The following is a 22,239-nucleotide window of genomic DNA, read 5'->3' as shown; positions in this document are numbered from 1 at the left end:
TATGAATGATATTGCCAAACTAATTAAACGTGCAGCGCTTGAAGCTATGCTGGAATCTAAGCCAACATCCATTGTGTTTGGAACGGTTACGAGTGTTGAACCTTTAAAAATCACAGTTGAACAAAAGCTTACTTTAAGCATTGCTCAATTAATTTTGACCAATAATGTAAGGGATTATGAAGTAGAAATGACAGTTGAACACCGAACGGAGAAATATAAGATTCATAACGCATTAGATATTGGTGATGAGGTCATTCTTCTTCAAATTCAAGGCGGTCAAAGGTACATTGTACTAGAGAAGGTGATAGGTGCATGATTCCAACCAATGATGGATTACAACATGACTTTGAACTTGAAAATCAACCAACCAAAACCTTCAAATTGAATCTTGATAAAAATCGCATTGTTGGCAAGATTGATGAAATCGAAGCCTTGAAACAAGCGATTTTTTTAATTTTGTCATGTGAAAGATATGAACACATCATTTATAGCTGGAACTATGGGTTTGAAAGCAATGATTTGATTGGTAAACCTATAGATTTTGTTATGTCTGAAGTGAAAAGACGAATTCTGGAAGCTTTACTACAGGACGAAAGAATTACAGGTGTAGATAGTTTTGAATTTAACAGAAATAAGAAGAAGTTACACGTAACCTTCACTGTTCATTCCATTTATGGCGATTTTACAGAAGAAACGGCGGTGAATCATCAGAATGACTGAAGTATTTAATTTGGATACAAGTTACGAGGATTTATTAGCCCAAAAGCTAATGCAGGTTGATGAATCGCTTGATAGAAGAGAAGGTTCAATAATTTTCAATGCGACAGCGGCGAACACCTTAGAAACCATACAAATGTTGGTCACACTGAAGCACATGACTGATCTAGTCTTTGCTGATACCGCACCAAGAGAATACTTAATTAGGCGAGCGGCTGAACGAGGGTTATTCCCACTAGGATCAACAAAGGCAAAATTAAAAGGGGTATTCAACATTGACGTACCCATTGGTTCACGGTTCAGCCTGGATGAATTAAATTATGAAGTCATTGAGCAAATCGCAACAGGCGAATTCGTACTGGAATGTGAGACTAGCGGCGAAGTTGGAAACCAATATTTAGGTACACTGATTCCAGTTGACTATATTGACGGTCTGACCGCTGCTGAATTAACAAGTGTACTTATTCCTGGTGAAGATGAAGAAGATACCGAAGTGTTCAGAAAACGTTACTTTAACAGTTTTAATTCAATTTCTTTTGGTGGGAATCGTGCTGATTACAAAAGTAAAGTTGGTGGACTTAACGGCGTTGGTGGTGTGCGGGTTTACAGGGCTTGGAACGGTGGAGGAACAGTAAAACTAGTCATTATTAACTCACTCTTTGAAAAGCCTACCCAAAAATTGATTAATGAAGTGCAGGAAGCAGTTGACCCATTAGATAAGCAAGGGGAAGGCTTGGGGATTGCGCCAATAGATCACGTTGTCACCGTGGTTGGCGTTAATCAATTTCCGATTGAAATTACATTGAACCTTACCTATCGTGACGGCTGGAATTGGGGTGATGTTGAATCAAGTGTGCAGATTGCCATTGATGACTATTTTAAAGAATTAGCTACAGAATGGGCAACTGCTCAAACCTACGAGGAAGATCACACAGGCTTAATCGTTAGAGTGTCCCAAATTGAAACTAGGTTACTTAGCGTTGAAGGCATCTTGGATATATCGGACACACTGTTAAACGGTACATCATCGAACATTGAATTGGACATGGAGTCAATACCTGTTAGGGGTGGTATTAGTGCCTAAAGAAGTTGATATATTAAGCTACTTACCGCCTGTATTGCATGAAATAAAAGAGTTAGTTGAAATAGCAAATATTGAAAATCACACACTGTCTGAACTATGGAATAAAGTCGATGATGTGCTTAACAATCAATTTATTTCTTCGATTAATACTGATGGCGCTGAACGCTATGAGAAGATGCTAAATATTTCTGCCCCTGCAACGGACACCTTAGAAACTAGAAGATTTAGAATATTGACTAAAAATCAGGAGCAAGCGCCGTACACTTATAAAGTGACAAAACAACTTTTAAACAGTTTGCTGGGCGAAGGTCATTATGAAATGACTAGAAATGTTGCTGAAAAAAGTCTAACAGTAAAGGTGGAACTTACTGTTAAGGGTCAATTCGAAGCAGTGAAAGTGATGCTGGAACGTATTACACCACAAAATATGATTCTTACAGTTGAATTAAGGTGCAATCAAAATTCACTTTTGAAACAGTATAGGCATAGTCAATTAGCTGCATACACGCACCAACAACTAAGGAGTGAGGTGTTAAATTAGTGGCAACGTTTACTAAAAATTATAACTTGATAAAACCAGGTGAAGATGAATTTTACGATATAGGTGTTAACAACAACAATGCGGACATAATTGACGAGAAATTAAAGGAATTAGAAGATGGATTAAGCAAGGTTGAAGTGCCGCTTGCAACGACAACAGAGCCTGGTATTACTCAATTATCTAGTGCAACAGACAGTAACCGTGAAGATCGTGCTGCGACTTCAAAAGCCGTTAAAGTTGCATATGATGCTGCTACAGCGGCACAAACAACGGCGAATGCAGCAAATATGGCAGCAGAAGCTGCAAAAACGCTTGGCAATGAGCGAAAAGCGGAAGTGGTTGCCGCGCTTGTTGCCAAAGGAATTTCGGCATCCACTTCGGAAAGTTGGGATTCGTTGATTACAAAAATGGCAGGGATTATCAAGGCGACTGGGAATGCTACAGCGGCAGATGTGCTGTCGGGGAAGACGTTTAGTAATGCTGGTGGGAATAGTCTAACAGGAACGATGATCAACCGTAGTGCTGAAAGCCATCACCAACTAGCGACAGATACAGCCAGAGAGCCGGGGATTAGAGTATTTTTTCAGCCACCAGCTGGGTACTATAATGGCAGTTCGTGGGTATATGCAGCGTCACCGCAGCTTGCTGCTGAAAATCTACCAAAGGACGTAAACATATTTGGTATACAAGGAATTTTAGAAAGGTTAACCACTGCGGAAAAGGAAGCTTTAGCCTACGCTATTACAACTAAGAGTATAGTTGCATCAGTCGACGATTCTAACACCGTTTTGGCGCAAAAGATTCACCAAATTCCGATGAAGAGAACGGCACAGGGAGAGGGCGTTACAGACTCTAACGGTTACATTAGGGTTCGAGGTTTGGATTTTTCGCCGGAAACATTTTTCTATCGTTACAAGCGTTGGAGTTCTTACTTCGGGATAGCGCATCGGGGGAATATCTCGACAAATCTAATAAATGAAAATGGTTATTATAAATCATTCGGAGGTCATTGGTATGTAGATGGTCTTAGAATAGATACCAATACAGGCAAGGCTGATGAATCATTCGCATGGTATGCCATCGAATAACGGAAGGAAACTACAACAATTCGAAGGGTGTTGAAGATGATTAAGATTTTCAGGTCAACCGATCAACTAGAAGCAATAGAGTTTGCAGATTCAGAACGAGAAACGATTCAGCAACTCATTGCGCTTACTGGAAAATCCATTACGGTTGAATACGGTGAAGATGGAGCAGTAAGAGCAGGGATTATTATGGATGCGGCTAAAATGAAGGTTGTCAATTTAGGACAGTACGTTTACAGGGACAGGGAAGGAAATATTGGTATTTGCGATTATGAATACCTTGTAGAAAGATTCGAGTTACTGGACACAACACCGACTGAATCAAATTAAATATATCATTAAATGAACACTCTTTAACTGGTCAATTACGACTAAGTGATAGGGTGTTCATTTATTAAAGGATGGTTGCGATGACAATTGAAGTGGCATTATTGATTTCAGGCGTTTCACTAGCATTTGGAATCTACCAGGGCGTAAGTAATATGAAGCGCAATGCGAAAACGGATATACAAAGTGATGCGTCACAGCTAACGACCGTAATTGTAAAGCTTGAAAACATTGGAAATGGGATAACTGAAATTAAATCGGAAATGACCAATGTGAAAAATGATATTAAGGAAAGTCGTGAACGAATCATTAAAGTTGAAGAATCAGCGAAGCAAGCACATAAGCGGCTGGATTCCATTGAAAAGATTCAAGCAAGAATTAATTGAAAGGTGGATTTCAAAAATGAATGATTTTTTGAAAAGGGTATCAAAGTTGATTGATGTTAAAAGCATTATCTCCATCATTGCAGCAGTCATATTTGCGATTCTAGCGGTTCGGGGTGAACTTGGGGTTGATAACACGATGATCTTATTGACATTGGTGTTTCAATCCTTTTTTAGTTATCAAAGCGGAAAAAAGAAGGAAGGTGAATAAGTGTGAGTAACAGAGTAGTATTTGATATTGGTCATGGTTCAAATACCTTCCCGCCAAACAAGGGAATTTACCTTCCGGGCGGTGGTTCATTTGCGGAACATGATTTCAATGCAGCAGTTGCAATCAAGGCAAAAAGACTTGCTGAGTATAATGGATTTGAAGTATTACTTTCACAACAACCTTATCAAAAAGATGTACCGTTATCGTCCAGGACTTCTTATATTAATGTAGAACATAAAAAGAATCCCATCCTTTGTTGTCTATCCTTCCATGCAAACGCAAGCGCCAATAATTCCGCAAGTGGATATGGTGTTTTTTACTGGAACACATCACAAAACGGCAAACGATTAGCTGAAATTTGGAATAAGTATGCAATACAAAAATTAAACATTCCACAATGGGGTTCGGGTGTTTGGCAATCTAAACTTGGCGATTGGACAAACTTCCATATGGTACGGGAAACGCTAATGCCTGCAATATTAATTGAACACTTTTTCTTTACTAACCCTTCTGAACTACAAAAGTGTAATACACCTGGTTTCATTGACTTGTGTGCAGAAGTAGCGGTAAGAACCATTTGTGACTATGCTGGAAGGGGGTTCAAATCTTTGAATGATGCTGAACAGTCAAAATCACAAACCAAATCGGATGTATCAAGTTGGGCAAAAGAAGCGTATGAGTTTGTAACCAAAAACGGCATATCTGATGGTACAAGACCAAAAGACCCTGTTACCAGGGAAGAAGTTTGGTCTATGTTACAAAGGTACAGCGTGATACAGAAATGATACTTGGAATTCATGAAGCGTACTGAAACAAATGATTTTAATGAAATATAAGACGTGAAATGCAGTAAAATCAACGTATGAAATAGGTGAAAAAGTTTTATTTACAGAGTGGGAATAGATTGAGTTATTCATAAAGTTGCTTGACCACAAACCTTTGCTATAAGAGGAATTTCCAGAAAAAAACTACTCCTTTTTATTTGCTTTAATTGGCAAATAGAAGGGAGTTTTTTTTATTGGTAATATTTGATTGCGCTGATCGATATGAAAGTGCTTGCAACAAACAAAAGGGTATGATAATTTTATACTTGTCTAAAAAATAGACAAGACAAGCGAGTCAACATAATTCTGCTAAAGGAGCAAATGAAAATGACGAATACAGCTAAAGAGACAGCTCATATTAAACCGAACGGGGTAGAAATAGCCGAAACGATTCTGTTGCCTGGAGACCCTTTAAGAGCAAAGTTTATTGCGGAAACTTTTTTAGAAGATTACCAGTGCTTTAACGAGGTAAGAGGAATGTTAGGGTACACCGGCACTTATAAAGGGAAGAAAATCTCTGTCATGGGTACTGGAATGGGACCAGCGAGCATGGGGATCTATTCTTGGGAATTAATCAATGTATTTGGGGTTAAGAATTTAATCCGAATTGGGACTTGTGGTGCAATGCAGGAAGACATTGAGCTATATGATGTTATTTTTGGCATGGGAGCTTCAACGGATTCCAATTATGGGCATCAATTTAATTTGCCTGGACAATACTCATTAACGGCTTCCTTTGAGCTTTTGGAAAAAGCTAAGAAAATAGCGGATGACCAAGGGCAAAAAGTCCATGTCGGCAACATTTTATCCAGCGAAATATTTTACAATGCCGATCCGACAGCGATCAAAAAATGGCAGGATGTAGGGATTCTAGGCGTAGAAATGGAATCTGTAGCACTCTATTGGAATGCCGCACAAGCGCGTGTAAATGCACTATGTATTCTAACTGTAAGTGATCATCTTCTTACAGGTGCAAAGACCACTCCTGAGGAGCGTCAAACTGCATTTACTAAAATGATGGAGATCGCATTGGATTTAGCATAAGCTGCTGCTTTTTAATGGAAAGGCGAATCAGATATATATCGTAAGTTAGCTTTCTTCACTTTAACTACTCCAGCTATGGACGTGAGTGAAGAAGGCTAGCTACATTTGTTACATGCAAATATACAACATAAAGAAAGAATTGGAGGGAACTTATGAATAATTTAGTTGAAAATAAACCAGTAGTAAACTTAGCAAAGGTCGTTCCAGTCATCTTACTTTTGATGATCTTTTCCCTCGTTATAGATAACTCTTTTAAGATTATCTCACCAGATTTAGTTGATTACTTTGGCGTATCCGCAAGTACGGTTAGCTGGCAAGTTACGCTTTCAGGGCTGGTTATTGGTATCGGTGCAGTAGTCTACTCATCATTATCTGATTCGATCAGTATACGCAACTTATTAACGCTAGGAATCTTATTAATTTGTGTAGGTTCTTTACTTGGTTATGTGACTCATGAGAATTATTGGTTAATCGTGGTTTCGAGAATTATCCAATCTGCTGGCTTAGGCGCAACGGAAACTCTATATTTGGTGTTTATCACGAAATATGCAAATAAACAAGAACAGAAAAAATATATGGGATTTAGTACAAGCAGCTTTCAAATTGCTACGGTTATTGGTACATTAACAGGCGGATTTGTTGCTACTTATCTGGCCTGGGAGAACCTGTTCCTAATCCCACTGCTGAGCTTGTTGTTGCTGCCATTTATTCTTAAGCAATTGCCAAAAGAAGAAAAGAAGAAAAATAATGTAGACTTTATAGGGCTCATTATTATTGCTGTTATTGCTACTTCCATCATGCTGTACATGTCTTCGTTCAATTGGGGACTGTTTATACTCTTCATCGTATCTGTGATTGGATTCTTACTTTATATCAGTAAAAATAAAAATGCTTTTATTTCGATTGAGTTCTTTAAAAATAAACCATTTATATTTGGGTTACTTGTCGCATTTATTCTTAACTCTCTATACTCGGCCTATGCGCTGAATACACTATCGTTTTTGCTGACCTCGGTATATGAAATTAATTTGGATACGGTTTCCTTAATGTTCATACCCGCATGTATACTAGCGGCGAGCGTTGGGGCTCTATCGGGTAAGATCGGAAAGTACTTGAATAGTAAGCAATGTGTTTCCTTAGCCATTGGTTTAATTCTAATCAGTTTATTACTTGGAGCCTTCTTTATCAAAGTATCCATTGCCGTTTTTGTTGTATCGCTTATTTTGTTCTCTTGCAGTTTTGCACTTCTTTATGCGCCACTTATCGATATTGCGATTAAAAAAGTGCCTACTGAAAAATCTGGTACCGCTTTAGGATTTTACAACTTGTGCATCAGTATTGCAATGTCCGTTGGCTTCACTTACTCCGCCCTATTGATCGATAAAAAAGATCTACAATTCGGCTTCTTGCGTTTTGTAACAGAGGAAGCAACAGCATTGAATTATAGCAGTATCGTCATCGTTCTTGCGGCCATTGCTGTTTTAGCCTTTATTCTGTTTTGGGTTTTGTTGGGTCGTAAATCAGGGAATCACACTCAAGTAAACTAGATAAAAGGAAGCGATTAGGATGAAGAAATTTAATCGTATACATTTGATCGTCATGGATTCCGTGGGAATTGGGGAAGGAAAAGATGCAGCCAAGTTTAACGATGTGGGTTCCCACACCTTACTGCACATTGCAGAACATATGAACGGGTTAAATCTACCTAACCTAGCTAAGTTGGGTCTGTCCAATATTGAAGAAATCCCAGGAGTGCCAAAAGCGGATCAACCTCTTGCTTACTACACGAAATTACAAGAAAAATCAGTTGGCAAAGATACAATGACGGGACATTGGGAAATCATGGGTTTGAATATTGATAAGCCGTTTAATGTGTATCCAAATGGATTTCCAGATGAATTAATTAAACAGATCGAAGACGTTACGGGACGAAAAGTGGTAGCGAATAAGCCTGCAAGTGGCACAGCCATTATTGATGAATATGGCGAGCATCAAATGAAAACAGGGGATCTGATTGTCTATACATCTGCTGACCCGGTTCTGCAAATTGCAGCCCATGAAGATATCATTCCCTTAGAAGAATTATACGATATTTGTGAAAAGGTTCGGGAGATCACGAAGGATCCTGCCTATTTAATTGGCCGAATTATCGCCAGACCTTATGTGGGTGAGCCTGGAAACTTTACGCGAACCTCCAATCGTCATGATTATGCCTTAAAACCTTTCAACAAAACGGTCATGAATAGTCTGCAAGATGGAGGCTATGATGTTATTGCCATTGGCAAGATTAATGATATCTTCGATGGCGAAGGAGTTACAGAAGCCATTCGTACGAAAGACAATATGGATGGTATGGATAAACTGCTTGAAGTGATGAAGCAGGATTTTACGGGAATGAGCTTTTTGAATTTAGTTGATTTCGATGCCTTGTATGGTCACCGTCGTGATCCGGAAGGCTATGGTAAAGCACTCGAGGAATTTGACAAGCGATTGGATGAAGTATTCGATGCAATTCGCGAAGATGACTTAGTGATAATTACGGCTGACCATGGGAATGACCCGACATTTGAGGGGACAGACCATACTCGTGAATATATTCCTGTGTTGGCTTATTCCAAGCAATTTAAGGATAGCGGCAAATTACCTGAGCATGATACATTTGCTGATATTGGCGCAACGATAGCAGATAACTTTGATGTTGATCTGCCAGAGCACGGCGAGTCTTTCTTGCAATATCTAAAATAAAACTACTTCGTTCAAACCTCTAAAGCTTTTTAGAGGTTTGAATATTTTTAATCAAGCAGAAAGTGGCATTTGTCGTCTGGAAAATGATATGTCATAATGGATTCAAAATATGGACGGGGTTTCTCGAATATATAGAAAAGGACACCAGATGAATGAATACAAAGCAACTAAATAAATTGAAACGGCCACTTTATATCAATGTATATGACGAGCTTCTTCTTCAGATTAAGAAAGGAGAATATCAACCAGGTACTCAGCTTCCTTCAGAACCGGAATTAGCTAGAAAACTAGGGGTTAGTCGTGCAACTTTAAGACAAGCTTTAGTCCTGTTGCAAGATGATGGATTAGTAAGAAATCTACGCGGCAAGGGAAATTTTGTGCTTGAATCCTCTTATAATCAAAAGGAACAAGAGAATGTTCAATTAGAAAAATTAAGCAATCCTATGCATAAATGTCATATAAGTACATTTGATCAAATTGATTTACATTATCGGCTTGATCCGCAAACGGAGCATACGAAACAAGTATTAAAAAGGTACTCTTCTCCAGTCGTAGCTTTAGAACGTTTGTATAGACAGGAAGGCGATTTGCTTGCTTATGCCTTTACTTTTATGCCTATCCAAACGGTAGAAAATTTATCTCTGGATCTTGATCACAAAGAGAAGATGCTAGAATTTCTAGAGAACGAGGCCTATCTGGACGCTAACTATGGAAATATTGAAATCAAATATACGCACACCGTTAATTTAGCTGACCCGAAGGAAAAGTTAATTGGACAAGACGAATGCTTCCTACTACTAGAAACCCTTTACAGCAAAGCAGAGGCGGATTATCCACTAATGTATACTAAATTTTATATACCGCAGCAGTTTTCGAATATAAAATTCAATGCATATAACAGCTAGTCAATAAACAAACCGTAAAACGGCTTAAGTCCAAATTAATGTGGAGTTAGGCCGTTTTATGGTTTTATAAATTGTTGGCTCCATCTATATTGTAGAACTTTGAGAAACAATGTCGAACAAAAAATCAACAAATCACGAACAATTGTATTACTTGGTTAAAAAAACATTCGCTTTTTATGTTGACAAGCTGAGACTTCAAGCCTAGAATAAGTCATGTAATAAGTCTTTGAACAGACTTGTACGGGAATATTCGACAAATTTCAATATAGATGCTTTTCGTATAATTCCGGGGATTGGCCCGGAAGTCTCTACGAGGTCACCGTAATGATCTGTCTACGAAAAGAAGAGCATTGGATCATGTTTGCATTTGGAATGACTGCTGATAGTTAACGATAAGGGAAGTTAACGGATGCAGGACGGCTAACTTAAACGTCAACCTATTTCCAGCCCAAGCATCGCTCTGATATCTTCTGTTCAGCACGGGACCCGGGGATGTATAGTCGCTCCGGGCTTTTTGTCGTTCCCGACTCATACTAAGGAGGAATCATTAACCATGGATCGGTTCTTTAAGCTTAAGGAACACGGCACAAATGTAAGAACAGAAATTATTGCAGGTATTACGACGTTCATGACGATGGCATACATCCTGTTCGTGAATAACCTGTTCTTGGGCCCGGATGGCGCGGGTATCCCTTCAGACGGTGTATTTTTTGCTACTGCGGTTGGTGCAGGTTTGGTTACAATCGTTATGGGATTGTTCGTTAACATCCCAATTGCGCTTGCCCCGGGTATGGGTCTGAATGCGTATTTCATGACTGTCGTTCTCAGCTCTAACGGAGCAGTCACATGGCAAGCGGCTCTAGGCGCTGTCTTCATTTCAGGTATTATCTTCCTGATCCTTACGGTGACGAAAATTCGTCAAATGCTCCTTGTAGCAGTGCCGGAAAGTATTAAGTCGGCCATTACAGTCGGTATCGGTCTTTTCGTGGCCATTATTGGTTTTAAAATGAGCGACCTTATCGGTATTAAACTGAACGGGCCTGTTGAAGACTTTACGCATCAGGTGCCGGGAAGCTTTTTTAACCTCGGACTTGGTGATTTCGTAAACAACTCGGGTGTGCAATTAACACTAATCGGTCTTATCCTGATCGCCATTCTTATGGCCCTTCGTGTCAAAGGTGCATTGCTGATCGGTATCGTAGCAACGACGTTGATCGGTATTCCAATGGGTGTGACCGATGTCAGCGGATTGTCCGGTGCAAGCTGGTTCCCGAACGTAAATGAGCTAGCTGTCGGCAAGCTCGATATTATGGGTGCGCTCAAACTTGGTTTGTTTGAAATCGTATTGGTGTTCACTTTCGTTGAACTGTTCGACACGTTTGGAACTCTGGTAGGTACAGCAACACGTGCCGGTTTGATGAAGAATAAGGAAGAAGGCGAGAAGAAGATCGGCAAAGCGATGCTGGTTGATGCGGCTGGCGTTAGTGCTGGTGCGGTTCTCGGTACGAGTACGATCACTTCTTTCGTTGAAAGTACAGCGGGTGTAGCCGAAGGTGGGCGTACCGGACTTACAGCCGTAACGACAGGCGTTCTGTTCTTGCTTGCGTTGTTCATCGCTCCTCTTGCAGGCGTTGTTCCTTCCGCAGCAACAGCGCCAGCGCTGATTATCGTCGGTGTGCTGATGATGGGACAGGTCCGCAATATCGAGTGGGATGATTTCCTTCACGCATTCCCAGCGTTCTTGACTATTGTGCTTATGCCGTTTACTGGCGGTATTGCTAACGGTATTTCGGCGGGTATTATTTCTTATGTTGTTCTTGGCGCTTGCAGCAACCTCTTTACGAACAAGAAGGTTAAAGTTCACTGGTTAATGTGGGTACTCGCGATTCTGGTGCTTTGCCGCTATATCTTCTTGGGCGCTGAGTAAATCGGTCTAGAGAGCGTTGAAAGATTGGAATCTCGCTTTTGAAATAGTTATTAAATAGTATAGTTGAGGAAGGCTAGTCGCTATTGCGGCTGGTCTTTTTTCTTTTTAAGGAGGCGGGGATGGCTAGGCTGCTCCAAAACTATGAAATGTAGTCATAATCTTTGATTCCGTACGTATATTGATACAAACATATGAATTCTTGCTAGAGCAGCGGGTCAGCTTATTTTTGAATTCATCAATTTCCGTATGAGGTGGAATAGGACATGCCAAGAATCTTGAAGCGGGCAGTGGTGCTGCTCGTGACCGGCTTGTTTATGTTATGCGTGCAATTACGAACAGATTGGATTCACGCAGAGAGCCAGCTTGTACAAAATCCTGGTTTTGAGCTTGGAGACGGATTAAGTCCGGAATTATGGGAGGCAGATCTTTGGTCTCAGGCAGAGGGGGCAAGCAGTTTTGGAGTAACACAGGATGATGCGCATAGCGGGGCATGGTCAGCCTGGATTGAAAGCTCGCAGCCAGATCATGCCAAATGGGTGCAGAGTATCCCCGTAGAGCCAAGCACCAATTACTTGATTACTGCCTGGGTCAAGGTGTTGAGCATGGGAGAAGGCGAAATTGGCGCAAATGTTTTTCCACTAGGCGTTGGTGGGGTGTTCCCGCAAATTAATGAGGTAGCCCCTGAATGGCAAAGAGTACAATTCTACGGAGCAACGGGGCCCGGGCAAAGGGAGTTTAAAATAGCCGCAGCTATTGGCGGGTACGGGAAATTGAATACAGGCAAGGCTCTGTTTGATGACGTGACCGCTGTGAAGGTGGATCAATTGCCGGAGGGTATGATTGCGCTGCCGCTTGGCACGGAGAAGCAGAATAACGGGAACGGCGATCCAGGCTCAGAAGCTATCGGTAACGTGCCGGATGTAGTCGGAGGCGGAGCCGGTGGTGTGGGGAGCTCAAACAGTACAGTGGAAAAGCACGTTCCAATCTTGCCTGTTCTGCTGTGGTCTGCGCTATTTTGTATTCTGTTTGCCTGGTTGTACCAAAGGATGATTTCGCAGAAACATCCCTTAGATCAACGCAGCAATTCCTATTCCGGATGGATGGGAGTTGCCTTGGTTATCGGTTTGCTGCTTCGGATATGGATGGGGCTTACGGTGCGCGGCTTTGAGACGGATATGAACACCTTCATGAGCTGGGCCCACCATGCGAATGAGCAAGGCTTGGTTGGGTTTTACAGTGAAGGAATCTTTGTGGATTATCCGCCAGGCTACATCTACATTCTATACATCCTAGGTGTAGTGCAGGGATGGCTTGGCTTGGATTATGGCACATCAGCAACGATGCTCCTATTCAAACTGCCTTCGATCCTAGCCGATATCGTTGCTGCATATATTGTTTATCGTGCGGGCAGTAGCAGGTTTGGTACTAAACTTGGTTGGGCATTGTCAGTCATGTATCTGTTCAATCCAGCTGTGCTTATTAATTCAGCAGGCTGGGGGCAAGCAGATTCGTTCTACGTTTTGTTTCTGATTAGCTCATTGACCGCATTAAGCAGCCGACGCTTGGAAAAATCGGCAGTATGGTTCGCAATTGCAGCGCTCATTAAACCGCAGACTTTTATTTTTACACCTGTGTGGCTCCTTGCTTTTTTGTATTACCGCTCATGGAGACGAGTGATCGCCAGTGTTCTTCTGGGAGGATTTACATTTGTTCTACTGGCTCTTCCGTTTTTCTGGAATAATGGGGGACTGCCGGCTCTAATGGATTTATATAGGACAACCTTGGCTTCCTATCCATATGCTACGGTCAATGCATTTAATTTATATGCGCTCTTTGGTTATAACTGGGCTCCTCTTGGCGACAGGTGGCTGCTGCTCTCCTTCCGTACCTGGGGAATGCTCTTTATCTTTGCGGCTGTAGCTTATGCCGTATATATTTACCTCCGAAAACGGGGGCGTGATTTGACGAAAAGTTACTTTATTGCTTTGGCGCTTATCGTCATCGTGTTCGTTTTAGGAACCAAGATGCATGAACGTTACATGTTCCCGGCACTGCTTCTGTCCCTGTTCAGCTTCATTCATTCCCGGGATCGTCGACTGCTCTATTTATATCTTGGTTTCAGTTTGACCCAGTATATAAATGTTGCTTATGTTCTTGGGCATCTAAACCTTGGCATGAGTCCGGACAACGATGGGATTGTCCTGCTGTGTTCGCTTGCTAATGTGGGTTTGCTGATTTACATGCTGATACTGGGCTATCGCATTTATGTGCAAAAAAGACGTTTGCCCATTAAGCCACAGACTGAGTCTGGACGTGAAGCCTCCGACGCACTGCTTCTGCAGCAGCTTGCTGGCAAAGGCAAAGGCAAGGGACGCAGTCTTTACAAAATTCGTTTCCAAAGCAAAGATTGGCTCGTTATTAGTCTTGTTACTGTGCTTTATACAGGGCTCGCTCTGTATCAACTAGGAGCAGGGGAAGCGCCGGCTACGGTATGGAAGCCCTCGAAGCCTACTAGCTTCTACGCAGATTTCGGCGAGGACAAAGCCGTGGATCGAGTAAACTATTTTGGCGGCGCATCTACGGGCGAATTCAAAATCCAATTTGGAAGCACCCCTTCGCAATGGGAAAAGACCATAAATATCCCGCATGATACCGGGGCTGTACTCGCCTGGAGGAGCGAGCCGGTCGACACCGTGGCAAGATACGTGAGAGTAACGGTGGAGCAGCCAGGCATAGCCCTGCATGAAATGGCTTTTTATGAGACTGGTCAAAATGGTCATAATCCTCAGCCCATCTCGATTGTTGGTATATACGAGGAAACGGGTGGAGGAACAGCGAGTGGCAGGAGCGCTTTGTTATTTGATGAAGCATCAACGTCGGCATACCAGCCTGATTTTTTTAACAGCACTTATTTTGATGAAATATATCATGCCAGAACGGCATATGAATATTGGCATCATCTGCCTCCGTATGAAACGACGCATCCGCCGCTTGGCAAGCTGCTGATCGGTCTCGGGATGCAGCTGTTCGGGTTAAACCCCTTTGGCTGGCGCATTATGGGAACCTTGTTCGGAGCAGCGATGCTGCCGCTTATTTACAGGTTTGCCTTGCAGTTATTTGGACAGAGAAAGTTTGCTGTCATGACTATGGTGCTCCTTGTTGTTGAGTTTATGCATTTTGCTCAGACCCGGATTGCAACCATTGATGTATACGCTGTTTTTTTCATCCTTTTGATGTTTTATAGCATGAATCGCTATTTCAATATGAGCTTTCATAAGCAGCCCTTGGGTAAGACGCTGTTCCCCTTATTCTGGGCGGGATTGTTCTTCGGAATTGGGATTTCTACGAAATGGATCGTGTTATATGGCGGTGCCGGTCTTGCGATTATGCTGTTCCTGTCCTTGTATGCCCGCTACAAAGAATATGCTGCTGCCAAGCGCAGCCTGAGAGCCGCTGCTAATGGAGCAGGGACAGAGTATCTAGATCACTCAGATCATCTAGCCCATCCGGATCACCCAGATCACCCAGCCAATAAGGAGTTGTATCGTCGCATTGAGCAAGGCTTCTGGAGAAATGCACTCATTACATTGGGCGCTTGCTGTATATTTTTTGTCCTGATTCCTGTAACAATTTACACGTTATGCTACATTCCTGCTCTTGCAGCAACAGAAGGTGGCTTTCATTTCGGAAGCTTGATTCAGGCGCAAAAAGATATGTTTGATTATCATAGCAGGCTCGTGGGGAGCCACCCCTTTGCCTCAGCCTGGTGGGAATGGCCTTTGATGAAAAGGCCGGTATGGTTCTATAGCGCGCAGGGCGAAGCTGGCGGCTTAGCCGCGGGGATGGTACAGAGCATTGTTACGATTGGCAATCCTCTAATTTGGTGGACGGGTATAGTCGCTATGGCTGCTGCATTCTGGTTGACATTAAAGCGCGGAGATTCCGGTAGATATGTCATTTGGATTGCCTTCCTCGCCCAATACGTTCCGTGGATGCTTGTTACGCGGGAAACGTTCCTGTATCACTATTTTGCTATGGTGCCATTCGTAATTGTGGCCATCGTATATGTGTCAAGCATTGCCGAGGAAAAATGGCTTCGCTTCAGGTATGTGAGATATGTGTTTTTGAGTGCTGCTGTAGTGCTGTTCGCTATGTTTTATCCTGTGCTCTCAGGAATGGAGGTTCACTCAGGCTATGTAGAGCATGTTCTAAGATGGTTTCCGTCATGGATATTCTAAAGGTTAGAGCAGGAATTAGAGCAGGAATAGATATTGTAAATTATGAGCTTTAGGAGGGGTGTTATGGAAATATGCTGTAGCGTTGTCGTGCCGATGTTCAATGAAGAGGAAGTAATCGAGTACACGTATTATCGTTTGAAGCAGGTCATGGACTGTGTGGAAGAAGGTTATGAGATTATTTTTGTTAATGATGGGAGCCGGGATCGAACGGCACAGATTGTTCAAGACATTTGTAAAAAAGACTCCAACGTTAAGCTGATTCAATTCTCCCGGAATTTCGGCCACCAAGTTGCAATTAGCGCTGGCATGGACTACGCGTCGGGAGGGTGCGTCGTTATTATTGATGCGGATCTGCAAGATCCTCCCGAGCTCATTTTAGAGATGCTCAGCAAGTGGAAAGAGGGATATGAAGTTGTTTACGGCAAACGCCTTAAGCGCAAGGGCGAGAGCATGTTCAAAAAAATTACGGCATTGCTGTTTTATCGTTTACTAGGCAGCATGACGCAGGTGAATATTCCGCTGGATACCGGGGATTTTCGTTTGATTGACCGGAAGGTATGCGATGTCATGAAGAGCTTGAAGGAGAAAAATCGGTTTGTCCGTGGGTTAGTCGGCTGGGCAGGATTTCGGCAGACGAGCGTTGAGTATGTGCGTGATGAACGCTATGCGGGCGTAACGAAGTATCCTTTGCGGAAAATGATTTCATTTGCCGTTGACGGCATCACTTCTTTTTCACACAAGCCGCTAAAGATTGCTTCATATATAGGGGTTACGTTGTCGCTTTCCAGCTTTATTTATCTGTTCGTCGTATTATTTCAGAAATGGTTTGAACTGGGGACAATACCCGGATGGGCCTCGATCGTGGCGATCAACTTGTTCTTTAACGGCATTGTCCTTATGCTGCTTGGTGTGATGGGGGAATATATCGGTCGAATTTATGATGAGTCTAAGGATAGACCGCTATATATCGTTCAGGATACCACGGGCTTCCAGCGTGAGGGTGCACACCCAGTTGCCGAGACATCGTATGTGGCGGATGGAAGGAGGGAGCAGGTGGAGGAATATGCGGGATAAGAAAAACACAAATCTTGTCGCGCAATTATTTAAATTCAATGCTATTGGATTGGTAAATACCGCTATAGATTTTGCGTTGTTTACTTTATTGCTTATTGCCGGGCTGGGCAGTTTTGGAGCGCAGGTCATCTCTTATGCGGCAGGAACAACGAATAGTTACATCATGAACAAAACAATCACGTTTCCTGCACAAGTAAGCGCACAGGAAAGACGATTTTTTTTTAACATTAGGCAATTTATGCGATTTGCAGCTTTGAATTTGGGGGTGCTTTCGCTCTCATTGGTTCTGCTATCTGTACTGATTTCTGTAGTTGGATTACCTCCCCTGCTATCAAAACTCATAGTGACGATAGTTACTATAAGCGTGAATTTTGTAGGAAGCCGAAAGTGGGTTTTTACGGAGCGGGCTTATCTTAATGAGAAATTGGAGGCATAGAATTGGCATTTATTATTATTTGATTATTTATATATAGAAGAAACTTTTTTTAATATCCGTGAAGTAGGCTGGCATAAATGAAGCAGGAGTCCAATAAAAATGGATTGATGAAGTGTGAATTATTATCGTATTGGAGTGGGGCTAATGAGGAGTAAGGCCAGGACAGTTATTGCTGCTACGCTTGCTGCAGGATTAACGATGGGTACAGGTACAGTGAATACAGCTTTTGCAACGGCAGACGGACTAAAGGAGAGTTCAATTGAGCCAGAGATCGAAATATCCGGATGGTGCCCGATCCCAACGCCGACCCCGAGACCGACGAAGACACCGAAGCCAACGCCGACCCCGAGACCGACGAAGACACCGAAACCAACGCCGACGCCGACACCGACGAAGACGCCGAAACCAACACCGACACCGACGCCGACCCCGAGACCGACGAAGACACCAACGCCGACACCGACGCCAACGCCGACACCGACGAAGACACCAACGCCGACCCCGAGACCGACGAAGACACCGAAGCCAACGCCGACCCCGAGACCGACGAAGACACCGAAGCCAACGCCGACCCCGACACCGACGAAGACGCCGAAACCAACGCCGAAACCAACGCCAACGCCAACATCGACACCGACCCCGACCCCAACACCAACACCAACACCAACACCAACACCAACACCAACGCCGAAACCAACGCCAACGCCAACATCGACCCCGACGCCGACACCGACACCAACACCAACACCAACGCCGAAACCAACGCCAACGCCAACATCGACACCGACGCCGACGCCGACACCAACACCAACACCAACACCAACACCAACACCAACACCAACACCAACGCCGACGCCAACGCCAACATCGACACCGACCCCGACCCCGACGCCGACACCGACACCGACACCGACACCAACACCAACACCAACACCAACACCAACGCCAACGCCAACGCCAACGCCAACGCCGACATCGACACCGACACCAACACCAACACCAACGCCGACACCGACACCGACACCAACACCAACACCAATACCAACGGAGACTCCAACGCCAACAGAGACCCCAACGCCGACAGAGACTCCAACGCCAACAGAGACTCCAACGCCAACGGAGACCCCAGCGCCGACGGAGACTCCAACGCCGACAGAGAGCCCAACGCCAACGGAGACTCCAACGCCGACAGAGACTCCAACGCCAACGGAGACTCCAACGCCGACAGAGACCCCAACGCCAACGGAGACTCCAACGCCAACAGAGAGCCCAACGCCAACGTCAACACCAAGACCTACATCTACTCCGTCATCGGGTTCGGGTGGAGGTAGATATGTTTGGACCCCAACGCCAACGCCAACGCCGACACCAACACCGACACCAACACCATCACCATCACCATCACCAACACCATCACCATCACCATCACCAAGTTCAACTCCGACCGTGATTCCGACACCTGCTCCTTCAGTAGCCCCAGTGACGGAACAAATATTGCCAGATACCGAGCCAGAGGATCGGCCGCCCACTAGTAATCCAGAAATTACGGAAAAAGTGGAGGAAGTGTCATTAGATACATTACCTAAAACGGGGGAATCTAGTTCTTTACCGTATTATATTGTTGGGCTTGCCACTGCAATTGTTGGTTTTGTCCTTAGAAGAACAAGTAAAAAATCTAACTAATCAAAATTTAGAGAAGTAAGGAGGTTGTCCTCTTTACTTCTTTAATTTTAAATACCAGCAAGCATATTGTTCTTCAGAGGTTGCTTACTTTTTATATAGAAGAAGTTATAAGTAAAGGGGAGCTAACTTTATGAGAAGAGTGATTGCCTACTTTTTGTTTGTACTTGGAATGCTTATTATGATATTTCCTAAGGTTAATGAATACTATGAAAATATACAGACCCAAAAACTGCTACATGGGATCGAAAATGATGCTGACTATGGGGATGTTGAGTTCAACAATGCAGCAATCGATCGGCTTCTTCTCCAAGAATACCAAAATGTTTCTCAAACGCTGGAAGATTCGATAATTGAGATAGGAACGAATAATGATTTTTCAAATGATGTGCAACTTGAGGAGGAATTAGTGCCTTTAGTAACCGAGACACACCACTCAAAAGCAATAGCTGTTATTAAAATTGCAAAAATAAAGCTTAATCTGCCTATTTTAGAGGGGGCTACAAAAAGCAATATGAAATTCGCGGCAGCTCATTTAAAAGAAACAGATCCTTTAGGGGGACAAGGTAACGCAGCTATTGCTGCTCATCGCGCAAAAACAAAGGGCAGGCTATTTAATCGTCTCGATGAAATAGAGGTTGGTGATGAGATAGTCATAGAGGTAGGAAGTCGGATTTATGTTTATGAGACAGACAAAATTTCTATTGTTAAGCCTACAGATGTTTCAGTATTAAAGAGAGGAGTGGCCGATGAATCATTTCTTACCCTAATTACATGCGAGCCAATAGTGAACCCTACTCATCGGTTAATTGTTAGAGCTAAGCTAAAGCAATTGTAGCTCGATAATTTCCATGTTTTTTAAATTGCGTTTGAATTGAACTTCTGATATATTAATTTATACCGTTTCGAGACGGTGTATCTAAATAGTAATTAAAAAAACACTTGCTATCTAGAGAAAAACGTGTTATATTATAAAAGTTGCCGCTGAAACACGGCGACACACAAGAAACAAAGTTGATCTTTGAAAACTGAACAACGAGTGAGCGGGTTTCACGGAAGTGAAATCTAAAAATAGAGTCAGATGCAAGTCTGATCTCGTCAGATTCAAAATGAGCAAGTCAAACACTTTATTGGAGAGTTTGATCCTGGCTCAGGACGAACGCTGGCGGCGTGCCTAATACATGCAAGTCGAGCGGGATTATTTTGGAAGCTTGCTTCCGAAATAATCTAGCGGCGGACGGGTGAGTAATACGTAGGCAACCTGCCCCTCAGCCTGGGATAACTAGCGGAAACGTTAGCTAATACCGGATAATTTATTTCTTCGCATGAAGGAATAATGAAAGACGGAGCAATCTGTCACTAAGGGATGGGCCTACGGCGCATTAGCTAGTTGGTGAGGTAATGGCTCACCAAGGCGACGATGCGTAGCCGACCTGAGAGGGTGAACGGCCACACTGGGACTGAGACACGGCCCAGACTCCTACGGGAGGCAGCAGTAGGGAATCTTCCGCAATGGACGCAAGTCTGACGGAGCAACGCCGCGTGAGTGATGAAGGTTTTCGGATCGTAAAGCTCTGTTGCCAGGGAAGAACGTCTTGGAGAGTAACTGCTCTAAGAGTGACGGTACCTGAGAAGAAAGCCCCGGCTAACTACGTGCCAGCAGCCGCGGTAATACGTAGGGGGCAAGCGTTGTCCGGAATTATTGGGCGTAAAGCGCGCGCAGGCGGCCATTTAAGTCTGGTGTTTAATCCCGGGGCTCAACTCCGGGTCGCACTGGAAACTGGGTGGCTTGAGTGCAGAAGAGGAGAGTGGAATTCCACGTGTAGCGGTGAAATGCGTAGATATGTGGAGGAACACCAGTGGCGAAGGCGACTCTCTGGGCTGTAACTGACGCTGAGGCGCGAAAGCGTGGGTAGCAAACAGGATTAGATACCCTGGTAGTCCACGCCGTAAACGATGAATGCTAGGTGTTAGGGGTTTCGATACCCTTGGTGCCGAAGTAAACACATTAAGCATTCCGCCTGGGGAGTACGGTCGCAAGACTGAAACTCAAAGGAATTGACGGGGACCCGCACAAGCAGTGGAGTATGTGGTTTAATTCGAAGCAACGCGAAGAACCTTACCAGGTCTTGACATGCCTCTGACCGCTCTAGAGATAGAGCTTCTCTTCGGAGCAGGGGACACAGGTGGTGCATGGTTGTCGTCAGCTCGTGTCGTGAGATGTTGGGTTAAGTCCCGCAACGAGCGCAACCCTTGATCTTAGTTGCCAGCATTTCGGATGGGCACTCTAAGGTGACTGCCGGTGACAAACCGGAGGAAGGTGGGGATGACGTCAAATCATCATGCCCCTTATGACCTGGGCTACACACGTACTACAATGGCCAGTACAACGGGAAGCGAAGCCGCGAGGTGGAGCGAATCCTATCAAAGCTGGTCTCAGTTCGGATTGCAGGCTGCAACTCGCCTGCATGAAGTCGGAATTGCTAGTAATCGCGGATCAGCATGCCGCGGTGAATACGTTCCCGGGTCTTGTACACACCGCCCGTCACACCACGAGAGTTTACAACACCCGAAGTCGGTGAGGTAACCGCAAGGGGCCAGCCGCCGAAGGTGGGGTAGATGATTGGGGTGAAGTCGTAACAAGGTAGCCGTATCGGAAGGTGCGGCTGGATCACCTCCTTTCTATGGAGAATCGTCTTCTGCAACGAAGACATTCAAATAAGGCTGACGAAAGTCGCCGATCCCTTTGCAGATGCAAAGAGGTATATGCTTTCGAAGTAGCTTTACTTCGTAAAGCTTTTAGCTCACTCGTTGGTCAGTTTTGAGAGTTCAACTCTCAAACAGAACCGTTATCCGCCGCACAAAGTGTCGGTAAGATAACGATTCCTATTTGATCCTTGAAAACTGGATATACGAAACGAAATTTGCGTTTTAGAAATAATCCTTTTAGCTGAACTTGTGTCAAGTGATTGACCAAGGAAGTTTAAAAGTAGCTAGCGAACGTTTTGGGATAGGCGA

General features: G+C 43.6%; 21 protein-coding genes, 1 rRNA gene and 1 riboswitch. All 22 genes read left to right on the top strand.

Features of this window, described 5'->3' with window-relative positions:
• Position 1 precedes the first annotated feature (1 nt).
• The 22 genes from EIM92_RS23545 to EIM92_RS23450 all read left to right on the top strand — a co-directional run bounded on the left by EIM92_RS23545 (position 2) and on the right by EIM92_RS23450 (position 21,903).
• Positions 2–316 (top strand): DUF2577 domain-containing protein, encoded by a 315-nt coding sequence (locus tag EIM92_RS23545; RefSeq protein WP_125084932.1) that lies wholly within the window; start codon positions 2–4, stop codon positions 314–316.
• Positions 313–720, top strand: coding sequence for a DUF2634 domain-containing protein (locus EIM92_RS23540; protein WP_125084931.1), 408 nt, complete (start codon positions 313–315; stop codon positions 718–720). Before EIM92_RS23545 ends, EIM92_RS23540 begins: the two co-directional genes overlap by 4 nt.
• Complete coding sequence (locus tag EIM92_RS23535) at positions 713–1,801, top strand: baseplate J/gp47 family protein (RefSeq protein WP_125084930.1); 1,089 nt, start codon at positions 713–715, stop codon at positions 1,799–1,801. The genes EIM92_RS23540 and EIM92_RS23535 overlap by 8 nt, the downstream gene beginning before the upstream one ends.
• Entirely contained in the window at positions 1,794–2,342 is a 549-nt protein-coding gene (locus EIM92_RS23530; RefSeq protein ID WP_125084929.1) for a putative phage tail protein, read from the top strand. Before EIM92_RS23535 ends, EIM92_RS23530 begins: the two co-directional genes overlap by 8 nt.
• On the top strand, positions 2,342–3,430 hold the full coding sequence (locus EIM92_RS23525; protein ID WP_125084928.1) for a phage tail protein: 1,089 nt from the start codon (positions 2,342–2,344) through the stop codon (positions 3,428–3,430). Before EIM92_RS23530 ends, EIM92_RS23525 begins: the two co-directional genes overlap by 1 nt.
• A gap of 36 nt (positions 3,431–3,466) precedes the next feature.
• Complete coding sequence (locus EIM92_RS23520; RefSeq protein ID WP_125084927.1) at positions 3,467–3,757, top strand: hypothetical protein; 291 nt, start codon at positions 3,467–3,469, stop codon at positions 3,755–3,757.
• A gap of 80 nt (positions 3,758–3,837) precedes the next feature.
• The gene (locus EIM92_RS23515; RefSeq protein ID WP_125084926.1) at positions 3,838–4,140 is read left to right on the top strand and encodes a hypothetical protein; all 303 of its coding nucleotides are present in this window, start codon (positions 3,838–3,840) and stop codon (positions 4,138–4,140) included.
• Positions 4,141–4,156: 16 nt separating this feature from the next.
• Positions 4,157–4,348 (top strand): hypothetical protein, encoded by a 192-nt coding sequence (locus EIM92_RS23510; RefSeq protein ID WP_125084925.1) that lies wholly within the window; start codon positions 4,157–4,159, stop codon positions 4,346–4,348.
• A 2-nt stretch (positions 4,349–4,350) separates the two neighbouring features.
• Positions 4,351–5,133: an N-acetylmuramoyl-L-alanine amidase family protein gene (locus EIM92_RS23505; RefSeq protein WP_164515205.1), complete on the top strand. Its 783-nt coding sequence runs from the start codon at positions 4,351–4,353 to the stop codon at positions 5,131–5,133.
• A gap of 366 nt (positions 5,134–5,499) precedes the next feature.
• Positions 5,500–6,216, top strand: coding sequence for a purine-nucleoside phosphorylase (deoD, locus tag EIM92_RS23500; protein WP_125084923.1), 717 nt, complete (start codon positions 5,500–5,502; stop codon positions 6,214–6,216).
• 152 nt (positions 6,217–6,368) lie between these two features.
• Positions 6,369–7,763, top strand: coding sequence for an MFS transporter (locus EIM92_RS23495; protein ID WP_125084922.1), 1,395 nt, complete (start codon positions 6,369–6,371; stop codon positions 7,761–7,763).
• A 19-nt stretch (positions 7,764–7,782) separates the two neighbouring features.
• Entirely contained in the window at positions 7,783–8,961 is a 1,179-nt protein-coding gene (gene deoB / locus EIM92_RS23490) for a phosphopentomutase (RefSeq protein ID WP_125084921.1), read from the top strand.
• Positions 8,962–9,113: 152 nt separating this feature from the next.
• A complete protein-coding gene (locus EIM92_RS23485) occupies positions 9,114–9,866 on the top strand; it encodes a GntR family transcriptional regulator (RefSeq protein WP_125084920.1) in 753 nt (250 codons plus the stop codon).
• 256 nt (positions 9,867–10,122) lie between these two features.
• Positions 10,123–10,222: riboswitch (purine riboswitch) on the top strand.
• Positions 10,223–10,419: 197 nt separating this feature from the next.
• Positions 10,420–11,793 carry an NCS2 family permease gene (locus EIM92_RS23480; RefSeq protein ID WP_125084919.1) on the top strand — a complete coding sequence of 458 codons (1,374 nt, stop codon included), beginning with the start codon at positions 10,420–10,422 and terminating at the stop codon, positions 11,791–11,793.
• A 263-nt stretch (positions 11,794–12,056) separates the two neighbouring features.
• Positions 12,057–16,031, top strand: coding sequence for a phospholipid carrier-dependent glycosyltransferase (locus tag EIM92_RS23475; protein WP_125084918.1), 3,975 nt, complete (start codon positions 12,057–12,059; stop codon positions 16,029–16,031).
• A 63-nt stretch (positions 16,032–16,094) separates the two neighbouring features.
• The gene (locus tag EIM92_RS23470) at positions 16,095–17,105 is read left to right on the top strand and encodes a glycosyltransferase family 2 protein (RefSeq protein ID WP_125084917.1); all 1,011 of its coding nucleotides are present in this window, start codon (positions 16,095–16,097) and stop codon (positions 17,103–17,105) included.
• Complete coding sequence (locus tag EIM92_RS23465) at positions 17,095–17,541, top strand: GtrA family protein (RefSeq protein ID WP_125084916.1); 447 nt, start codon at positions 17,095–17,097, stop codon at positions 17,539–17,541. The genes EIM92_RS23470 and EIM92_RS23465 overlap by 11 nt, the downstream gene beginning before the upstream one ends.
• 284 nt (positions 17,542–17,825) lie before the next feature.
• Positions 17,826–18,872, top strand: a complete 1,047-nt coding sequence (locus EIM92_RS23460; RefSeq protein WP_164515204.1) for a hypothetical protein — start codon at positions 17,826–17,828, stop codon at positions 18,870–18,872.
• 6 nt (positions 18,873–18,878) lie between these two features.
• A complete protein-coding gene (locus EIM92_RS23850) occupies positions 18,879–19,073 on the top strand; it encodes a hypothetical protein (protein WP_164515203.1) in 195 nt (64 codons plus the stop codon).
• Positions 18,988–19,224, top strand: a complete 237-nt coding sequence (locus EIM92_RS24805; protein ID WP_425464170.1) for an LPXTG cell wall anchor domain-containing protein — start codon at positions 18,988–18,990, stop codon at positions 19,222–19,224. The genes EIM92_RS23850 and EIM92_RS24805 overlap by 86 nt, the downstream gene beginning before the upstream one ends.
• Positions 19,225–19,354: 130 nt before the next feature.
• Complete coding sequence (locus tag EIM92_RS23455) at positions 19,355–20,059, top strand: class D sortase (RefSeq protein WP_125084914.1); 705 nt, start codon at positions 19,355–19,357, stop codon at positions 20,057–20,059.
• 289 nt (positions 20,060–20,348) lie between these two features.
• Positions 20,349–21,903 (top strand): 16S ribosomal RNA (locus EIM92_RS23450).
• Positions 21,904–22,239 lie beyond the last annotated feature (336 nt).

This window comes from Paenibacillus lentus (assembly GCF_003931855.1).
Lineage (GTDB): Bacteria > Bacillota > Bacilli > Paenibacillales > Paenibacillaceae > Fontibacillus > Fontibacillus lentus.
This window is presented reverse-complemented; position numbering and strand designations above follow the sequence as displayed.

Bases quoted from the DNA above. Each gene is read 5' to 3' on its own strand.
- EIM92_RS23470 (WP_125084917.1), top strand. From the start codon at position 16,095: ATGGAAATATGCTGTAGCGTTGTCGTGCCGATGTTCAATGAAGAGGAA.
- EIM92_RS23475 (WP_125084918.1), top strand. From the start codon at position 12,057: ATGCCAAGAATCTTGAAGCGGGCAGTGGTGCTGCTCGTGACCGGCTTG.
- EIM92_RS23460 (WP_164515204.1), top strand. From the start codon at position 17,826: ATGGTGCCCGATCCCAACGCCGACCCCGAGACCGACGAAGACACCGAA.
- deoB (WP_125084921.1), top strand. From the start codon at position 7,783: ATGAAGAAATTTAATCGTATACATTTGATCGTCATGGATTCCGTGGGA.
- EIM92_RS23455 (WP_125084914.1), top strand. From the start codon at position 19,355: ATGAGAAGAGTGATTGCCTACTTTTTGTTTGTACTTGGAATGCTTATT.
- EIM92_RS23510 (WP_125084925.1), top strand. From the start codon at position 4,157: ATGAATGATTTTTTGAAAAGGGTATCAAAGTTGATTGATGTTAAAAGC.
- EIM92_RS23480 (WP_125084919.1), top strand. From the start codon at position 10,420: ATGGATCGGTTCTTTAAGCTTAAGGAACACGGCACAAATGTAAGAACA.
- EIM92_RS23495 (WP_125084922.1), top strand. From the start codon at position 6,369: ATGAATAATTTAGTTGAAAATAAACCAGTAGTAAACTTAGCAAAGGTC.
- EIM92_RS23545 (WP_125084932.1), top strand. From the start codon at position 2: ATGAATGATATTGCCAAACTAATTAAACGTGCAGCGCTTGAAGCTATG.
- EIM92_RS23520 (WP_125084927.1), top strand. From the start codon at position 3,467: ATGATTAAGATTTTCAGGTCAACCGATCAACTAGAAGCAATAGAGTTT.
- EIM92_RS23485 (WP_125084920.1), top strand. From the start codon at position 9,114: ATGAATACAAAGCAACTAAATAAATTGAAACGGCCACTTTATATCAAT.
- deoD (WP_125084923.1), top strand. From the start codon at position 5,500: ATGACGAATACAGCTAAAGAGACAGCTCATATTAAACCGAACGGGGTA.
- EIM92_RS23535 (WP_125084930.1), top strand. From the start codon at position 713: ATGACTGAAGTATTTAATTTGGATACAAGTTACGAGGATTTATTAGCC.
- EIM92_RS23465 (WP_125084916.1), top strand. From the start codon at position 17,095: ATGCGGGATAAGAAAAACACAAATCTTGTCGCGCAATTATTTAAATTC.
- EIM92_RS23515 (WP_125084926.1), top strand. From the start codon at position 3,838: ATGACAATTGAAGTGGCATTATTGATTTCAGGCGTTTCACTAGCATTT.
- EIM92_RS23540 (WP_125084931.1), top strand. From the start codon at position 313: ATGATTCCAACCAATGATGGATTACAACATGACTTTGAACTTGAAAAT.